Below are 6,452 nucleotides of genomic sequence, written 5' to 3'. Positions count from 1 at the left end.
GTCAATTTGTGGGCGGGTGCACAACGCCCGGGAGGGCTCAAACCCACCCGGGGGGGGGTCCCCCCCCCGGTGGGCCCGCCCCCGCCGCGGCGTTTCCGGCCTGCGACACAGCCCGGTAACGATCGCGCGCCGAACCGGGAACGAGGCCTCCTCACGCAGTACTCTCGCCCCAACCACCGCCGACCGAGAAGGTCGCCCGCCGAAAGAGATACCGAGCCGTGAACGACCCAGCGCCCTCCCGAGGCACCCCGGCTCCCGGGGGTGCGCGCGGCGACACGGCGCTCGCGACGGCACCGGTCGCGGTGCCGCGACGCATCGGCACGAGCGACCTGCGCGTCTTCCCGATAGCGCTGAGCGGCACCGTGTTCGGCTGGACGGCCGACGGCCCGACGACGACGGGCATCCTCGACCGGTTCGTCGAGCTCGACGGCACCTTCATCGACACGGCCGACTCGTACGCCGGGGGCCGCAGCGAGATCATGATCGGCAATTGGATGCGCGAGCGCCGCAATCGCGACGCTCTCACGATCGCGACCAAGGTCGGCAAGAGCCCTGATCACCCCGGTCTCTCGGCCCCTGCCATCCGCGCCGCGGTCGAGGCCTCGTTGCGACGCTTGCGCGTCAGCCACATCGACCTGCTCTTCCTGCACATCGACGACACCTCGGTCTCGTTCGACGAGACCCTGCTCGCCGTCGACGAGCCGATCCGCGCTGGCCATGTGCGGTACTTCGGCGGCAGCGACCACACCGGTGAGCGCCTCCTCGAGGCGCGCATCGCCGCGGGCCAGCTCGGGGTCGCCCACATGGTGGCGCTGCAGAAGCACTACAACCTCGTGCACCGCGACGAGTACGAGGGCGACCTGGCCCGGGTCGCCGGGCAGCTCGACCTCGGGGTGCTGCCGCGCTTCGCGCTCGCCGCCGGGTTCCTCACCGGCAAGTACCGCACTCGTGCTGATCTCGAGCGCGAGCGGCGCGGGGCCGAGGCGTCGCGCTACCTCAACCGCCAGGGTCTGCGCATCCTCGCCGCGCTCGATCGGGTGTCGACGGAGACGGGATCGAGCGTCGCGACGGCCGCGCTGTCATGGCTGCTGAGCCGACCGCGCGTGGTCGCCCCTGTCGTGTCGGTGAGCGCGCCCGACCAGCTCGACGTCGTCATGGCGGCTCCGCGCACCCCGTTGAGCCGGCACCATCTCACCGAGCTCGACCGTGTGAGCGAGTGACCGCTCCCTGAGGGGCGCCGCGCGCGCCGGGTCAGGCCGCGCGCGCCGTCGTCTCGAGCACGAGTTCGACGCTGCGGCGGAAGGCGACCGATGCGCCGACGGGGTCTCCGACGTGCCCCCACGAGAGGGCGCCGACGTACGCGACCATGAGCTGATCGGCCGCCTCGCCCGGCAGCGGGTGCCCGATGCCCTGCAGCAGCGTCGTGATGCGACCGGCGACGGCCTCGTAGTGCTCGGCGATGATGAGCCGTGCGGGGTCGCGCGGGTCGGGGAACTCGGCTGCGGCGTTGACGAACAGCGAGCCCCGGAACCCTTCCTCGTGCAGGGTGTCGTGTACGGCGTCGACGATCGCGAGGAGAGCATCCCGAGGGGATTCCTGCGCGCGGATGAGCCGATCGAGATCGGCGAGGGCGTGCGCGGATGCCCCGCTCAGGTAGTCGCGGATCAAGCGGTCTTTCGAGCCGAAGTGCTTATAGAAGGTGGCTTTCGTCACCGACGACTGCTGGATCAGGCGGTCGACCCCGACCGCTCGGATGCCCTCACGCGAGAAGAGCATTGTGGCCGCGTCGAGGACGCGCAGCTTCGCCGGCGGCATGCGGCGCGTCGGATCGACGCCGTGCGTCTCGACACGGTTCATCTCAACGGGGGCTGCTACCGACACACGTTCTCCAGCTCGACCGCGGTGCTCGGCCCCCGTCGATCGACGGACGCTGCTGCCGTTGCGGCAACTGTAGCAGGGGACAGACAGTCCTGTCTGTCCTATTCGATGTCCCCCGATCGGGGCGTGTCGCACGGATGGCCTAGGCTCGTGCGGGTTGAGAAGGAGCGTGGACTCGTGTCGCGGTACGTCTATCTCGTCCGTCATGGCGAGCAGCAGGATGCGGAGCACGGCCTCCCCGACGGCCCCCTCAGCGGGCGCGGTCAGCGTCAGGCGCGCGCGATCGCCGAACGGCTCAGCGGAGTGCCGTTCTCGAGCGTCCACACCTCTCCGCTGCAGCGGGCGGTCGAGACGGCGCGGCTCATGACCGAGCGCATGCCGGCCGTCGAGCCCGAGCTCTCAGCCCTGCTCATGGACTGCATCCCCGCGGGGCCGTCTCCTGACATGCCGCACGCCTTCGAGCCGTTCTTCGGCGGCGTGACGCCCGAGGAGATCGCGGCGGGCGAGGCGCAGATGGCCGACGCGACGGCCGAGTGGCTGTCGCCGTCGCGAGACGACCGCCATGATCTGCTCATCACCCACAACTTCGTGATCGCCTGGTTCGTGCGCGAGGTGTTCGACGCGCCGGCCTGGCGCTGGATGGGCGTCAACCAGGCGAACTGCGGTCTCACGATCATCCGGGTGCGCACGGCGAAGCCGCCCGTGCTCGTCGCGCACAACGATCTGGGGCACCTTCCCGCCGAGCTGCGCACGGGGCTTCCGGTCGATCAGCCCTTCTAGGGCGTGCGAGCCTGCTCCGCCTCGGCGAGGCGTTCGAGGCGTCGGCGCGTGTAGCGCAGGCTCGACGACTCCGACCCGAGCAGCAGGCGCATCCAGCGGAGGGCGAGCCCGGTGAGGGCGATCGCAGGCCAGCGCGGGCGGCGCAACCCGAGGAGCGCGCGGTACTGCTCGGGCAGCGAGGCGACGGCGCCCGCGAACAGGATGCGGTACGCGGGGCCGACACCCCGGCCGAGCGGGGGGTTCTTGAGCCAGCGCACGGCCTCATTGACGCGCTCGTCGCGGCGCAGCACCGGGAGGTACGACGTGATCGCCGCGTCGAGCTCGGCGCGGCTGCGGGGCGGATCGGTCATGCCCATGAGCTCACCGGCGGTCGCCCACTCTCGCACGTACTGGTCTGAGCCGCCGGGCACGGGGCCGCCCCAGGTTTCATGGCTGCCGATGAAGGCGTCGGCGAAGACGCAGTGCACCCAGCCGATGAGGTCGGCATCCGCGGCTGCGTAGGGCTGCATCTGCCCGCTCGCCGACGGGTATTCGCCGCGCACTTTCTCGTGCAGGCGCGAGACCCAGGCGCATCCTGCCGTCGCCTGTGCGCGATCGGCGAAGGTCGTCGTCAGCACCCAGCGGACGGTGCCCGAGAGTCGCCCGAGCGGGTCCTCGCGGTAGCGCGAATGATCATGCACACCGGCCATGGCGCCGGGGTGCAGGGTCTGCATGAGCAGCGCCCTGATTCCGGCCACGACGGTCGGGATGCCGCTGTGCACCTCCCATACGGCCGAGCCGGGCCCGAAGAAGCCTTCGTCATCGCCCGTCTCGAGAGTGCGCACCCACTCGGGGGTGCCCTCGGGGTCGCCCGAGAACATCACCAGGATTCGCCCGCGGGCGCGGGTCACGATGGCCGGTCGTTGCATGACGCGAGCGTTGCACATCGCGCTGAGCGCGATGGGGGAAAGCCCTGGGAGGAGTGGCGAAAATACCCCGGGGGGTATACACTCGGTTCATGACCTCCTCTCGAACCTACGTCATCATCGGTGGCGTCGCTGGCGGCATGTCGACCGCGACGCGCCTGCGCCGCCTCGACGAGACCGCGCGCATCATCGTGCTCGAGCGCGGCGAGCACGTCTCGTTCGCGAACTGCGGCCTGCCGTACCACGTCGGCGGCGTCATCGCCGATCGCGACTCCCTGATCCTGCAGACCCCCGCCTCGCTCGGGGCCCGCTTCGCCCTCGACGTGCGCGTGCGCACCGAGGCGCTCGCCATCGATCGTGATGCTCGCACCGTCACCGTGCGCGCACTCGACACGGGGGAGGAGGAGCGCCTGTCGTACGACGCGCTCGTGCTCAGCCCCGGCGCCTCGCCGGTGCGCATCCCCATTCCCGGCGTCGAGCGCGGTCTCGTGCTGCGCGACATCGCCGACATGGATCGCATCATCGCCGCGGCGCAGGATGCCCGCCGTGTGGTCGTCGCCGGCGCGGGTTTCATCGGCCTCGAGCTGGCCGAGAACCTGCGCCACCGCGGCCTGGAGGTCGCCGTCGTCGAGATGCTGCCCCAGGTGCTGCGCCCCTTCGACATCGAGATGGCGCACCTCGTCGCCGAGAGGCTGCGCGCCCACGGCGTCGAGCTGCACCTCGGCACCGCGCTGAGCGGTATCGAGGACGACCACGTCGTGCTCAACGGCGGCGCGACGACCCTGCCCGCCGACCTCGTCGTGCTCTCGGTCGGCGTGCGGCCGGAGAGCGGGCTCGCCCGCGATGCCGGGCTCGAGCTCGACGCCCGCGGCTACATCGTCGTCGACGCTCACCAGCGCACCTCCGACCCCGCGATCTTCGCGGTCGGCGACGCCGTCGTGAAGCAGCGCTTCGACGGCGACCCGTCACCTGTCTGGCTCGCGGGGCTGGCCAACCGGCACGGCCGGCTCGCGGCCGATGCCATCGCGGGCCGCCCGCATCCCGCTGTTCCGGCGCTCGGCACGGCCATCATCGGCGTGTTCGGTCTGACCGCCGCGGCCGTCGGCCGCACCGAGCGCGAGCTGCGCGAGGAGGGGCGCGCGATCCGCGTCATCCACACGCATCCCACGAACCACGCCGGCTACTACCCGGGTGCCGAGCAGCTCGCCCTCAAGCTCGTGGTCGACGCGGAGACCGACGCGATTCTCGGCGCGCAGATGATCGGCGACGGCGCAGACAAGCGCATCGACGTCATCGCGACGGCCATGGCGGGTGGCATCCCCGCCCGCGGCCTCGCCGACCTCGAGCTCGCGTACGCGCCCCAGTTCGCCTCGGCGAAAGACCCCGTGAACATGCTCGGCTACGTCGACGACAACCTCATCGATGGTGAGCTGAGCGTGCAGTGGCACGAGCTCGCCGAGCGGCAGGCCGAGGGTTGGCGGCTCATCGATGTGCGCACCGCGGGCGAGAACGCCCTGGGCGCGATCCCGGGCAGCGAGCTCATCACGCTCGACGAGCTGCGTCAGCACGCCGAGGGGCTCCGCGGCGAGCGCGTCATCGTCACCTGCAAGGTCGGTCAGCGCGGCCACACGGCTGCGTCGCTGCTGCGGCAGTACGGTGTCACCGTGGCCAACCTCGACGGCGGGTACACCACGTGGCGCGCGGGAACCGCGGCGCTCGCGCTCGACCCCGTCGCCGTCTGACGCCCCCTCGCACGACCGACCAGAAGGAGACCGCTGTGGCTGAAGAGATCACCGTCGACCAGCTCGTCATCGAGCGTGAGCGCGGGGCGACGGTCATCGACGTCCGCGAGGTGGACGAGTACATCGACGCCCACGTTCCCGGGGTGCGGCTCGTGCCGCTCGGCACGATCCCCGATGCGCTGGATGCCCTCCCGCGCGATGAGACCCTCTACGTGATCTGCCGCTCGGGCGCGCGCAGCCTGCGCGCGGCCGACTTCCTCCTCGCGAACGGCTTCGACGCGGTCTCGGTCGCGGGCGGCACGATGGCCTGGGTGCAGCGAGGGCTCGACTACGAGACGGGAGACGACCGATGACCACCATCCCGACCGACGAGGCCAAGAAGATCGTCAACCGGCTGCGCCGCGCTCACGGGCAGCTCGGAGCCGTGCTGGCGATGATCGAGGATGGCCGCGACTGCCGAGACATCGTCACGCAGCTGAGCGCAGCATCCAGTGCGATCGATCGCGCCGGCTTCGCCATCATCGCTTCGGCGATGAAGGAGTGCCTGCGCGAAGACGGCTCGGGCGACCCCGTCGACGTCGCCGACCTCGAGAAGCTCTTCCTCAGCCTCGCCTGAGGCCCGGGCGGCTCAGAGCGTCCGGCCCAGCCAGGTCGTGGCGTTCGGGTTGTCGTTGTACGGCGCGATCGGCGCGAAGCCGAGCGAGCGGTACAGCGCACCCGCGGCCTCGAGGCTCTCATTGGTGTCGAGCACGAGCTCGGCGGCCCCCAGGTCGCGAGCGCGACGACTGAGCTCGGCCATGAGCGCGCGCCCGTATCCGAGCCGCCGGGTGTGGGGCTGCACCCAGAGGTGCTTGACCTCGAACCGCGGCCCGGCGGGTCCGTCAGCGATGCGCCGCACGCCGCCGCAACCGACGTCGGCGGGCTCGCCCGAGAGGTTCTCGCCCTCGACGAGCAGGAAGACGCCCGCCGGTGACGTGAACTCCGCGTCGTCGGGTACGGTGCGGCGGTAGGCGTCGGGCCCGGCGGGGAAACCGTGCGCCCGGGCGGTGAAGTACTGATCGAGCAGCAGGCGGGCGGGCTCGTCGCTCGGCAGTGCGGGGCGCCAGGTGACCATGCGCTCAGCCTAGGCGAGGGGCACCCCGCCGTA

8 protein-coding genes are annotated in these 6,452 nt (G+C 71.4%); 5 read left to right on the top strand and 3 right to left on the bottom strand.

Annotated features, from left to right (window positions below):
- The first annotated feature begins 218 nt into the window (after positions 1 to 218).
- Positions 219 to 1,220: an aldo/keto reductase gene (locus ACTIE9_RS04210; protein WP_439564322.1), complete on the top strand. Its 1,002-nt coding sequence runs from the start codon at positions 219 to 221 to the stop codon at positions 1,218 to 1,220.
- Positions 1,221 to 1,251: 31 nt separating this feature from the next.
- On the opposite strand, the gene ACTIE9_RS04205 is transcribed toward ACTIE9_RS04210, so the two are convergent.
- Complete coding sequence (locus ACTIE9_RS04205) at positions 1,252 to 1,857, bottom strand: TetR/AcrR family transcriptional regulator (protein WP_439564321.1); 606 nt, start codon at positions 1,855 to 1,857, stop codon at positions 1,252 to 1,254.
- 198 nt (positions 1,858 to 2,055) lie between these two features.
- On the opposite strand from ACTIE9_RS04205, the gene ACTIE9_RS04200 reads away from it, so the two are divergent.
- Complete coding sequence (locus ACTIE9_RS04200) at positions 2,056 to 2,658, top strand: histidine phosphatase family protein (RefSeq protein ID WP_439564320.1); 603 nt, start codon at positions 2,056 to 2,058, stop codon at positions 2,656 to 2,658.
- Here ACTIE9_RS04200 and ACTIE9_RS04195 read toward each other — a convergent pair.
- The gene (locus tag ACTIE9_RS04195) at positions 2,655 to 3,566 is read right to left on the bottom strand and encodes an oxygenase MpaB family protein (protein WP_439564319.1); all 912 of its coding nucleotides are present in this window, start codon (positions 3,564 to 3,566) and stop codon (positions 2,655 to 2,657) included. The two genes, ACTIE9_RS04200 and ACTIE9_RS04195, sit on opposite strands and share 4 nt — an antisense overlap.
- 89 nt (positions 3,567 to 3,655) lie before the next feature.
- On the opposite strand from ACTIE9_RS04195, the gene ACTIE9_RS04190 reads away from it, so the two are divergent.
- From ACTIE9_RS04190 to ACTIE9_RS04180, 3 genes are read left to right on the top strand one after another with little or no spacing between them, the layout of a single operon-like run.
- Positions 3,656 to 5,305 carry an FAD-dependent oxidoreductase gene (locus ACTIE9_RS04190; RefSeq protein ID WP_439564318.1) on the top strand — a complete coding sequence of 550 codons (1,650 nt, stop codon included), beginning with the start codon at positions 3,656 to 3,658 and terminating at the stop codon, positions 5,303 to 5,305.
- A 35-nt stretch (positions 5,306 to 5,340) separates the two neighbouring features.
- Positions 5,341 to 5,658 carry a rhodanese-like domain-containing protein gene (locus tag ACTIE9_RS04185; protein WP_439564317.1) on the top strand — a complete coding sequence of 106 codons (318 nt, stop codon included), beginning with the start codon at positions 5,341 to 5,343 and terminating at the stop codon, positions 5,656 to 5,658.
- The gene (locus ACTIE9_RS04180; RefSeq protein ID WP_439564316.1) at positions 5,655 to 5,921 is read left to right on the top strand and encodes a metal-sensitive transcriptional regulator; all 267 of its coding nucleotides are present in this window, start codon (positions 5,655 to 5,657) and stop codon (positions 5,919 to 5,921) included. The genes ACTIE9_RS04185 and ACTIE9_RS04180 overlap by 4 nt, the downstream gene beginning before the upstream one ends.
- A 12-nt stretch (positions 5,922 to 5,933) precedes the next feature.
- Here ACTIE9_RS04180 and ACTIE9_RS04175 read toward each other — a convergent pair whose 3' ends face one another.
- On the bottom strand, positions 5,934 to 6,419 hold the full coding sequence (locus ACTIE9_RS04175; RefSeq protein WP_439564315.1) for a GNAT family N-acetyltransferase: 486 nt from the start codon (positions 6,417 to 6,419) through the stop codon (positions 5,934 to 5,936).
- Between the last annotated feature and the right edge of the window lie 33 nt (positions 6,420 to 6,452).

The sequence above is a fragment of the Microcella sp. genome, assembly GCF_051860105.1.
In the GTDB taxonomy this organism is placed as follows: Bacteria; Actinomycetota; Actinomycetes; order Actinomycetales; family Microbacteriaceae; genus Microcella.
Note: the sequence above shows the minus strand (reverse complement) of the source record. Positions and strands in the feature narration are given on the sequence as shown.

What these genes read in the sequence shown, in the direction of transcription:
- ACTIE9_RS04205 (WP_439564321.1), bottom strand. Translation starts at nt 1,857, where the DNA reads ATGAACCGTGTCGAGACGCACGGCGTCGATCCGACGCGCCGCATGCCG.
- ACTIE9_RS04195 (WP_439564319.1), bottom strand. Translation starts at nt 3,566, where the DNA reads ATGCAACGACCGGCCATCGTGACCCGCGCCCGCGGGCGAATCCTGGTG.
- ACTIE9_RS04190 (WP_439564318.1), top strand. Translation starts at nt 3,656, where the DNA reads ATGACCTCCTCTCGAACCTACGTCATCATCGGTGGCGTCGCTGGCGGC.
- ACTIE9_RS04180 (WP_439564316.1), top strand. Translation starts at nt 5,655, where the DNA reads ATGACCACCATCCCGACCGACGAGGCCAAGAAGATCGTCAACCGGCTG.
- ACTIE9_RS04175 (WP_439564315.1), bottom strand. Translation starts at nt 6,419, where the DNA reads ATGGTCACCTGGCGCCCCGCACTGCCGAGCGACGAGCCCGCCCGCCTG.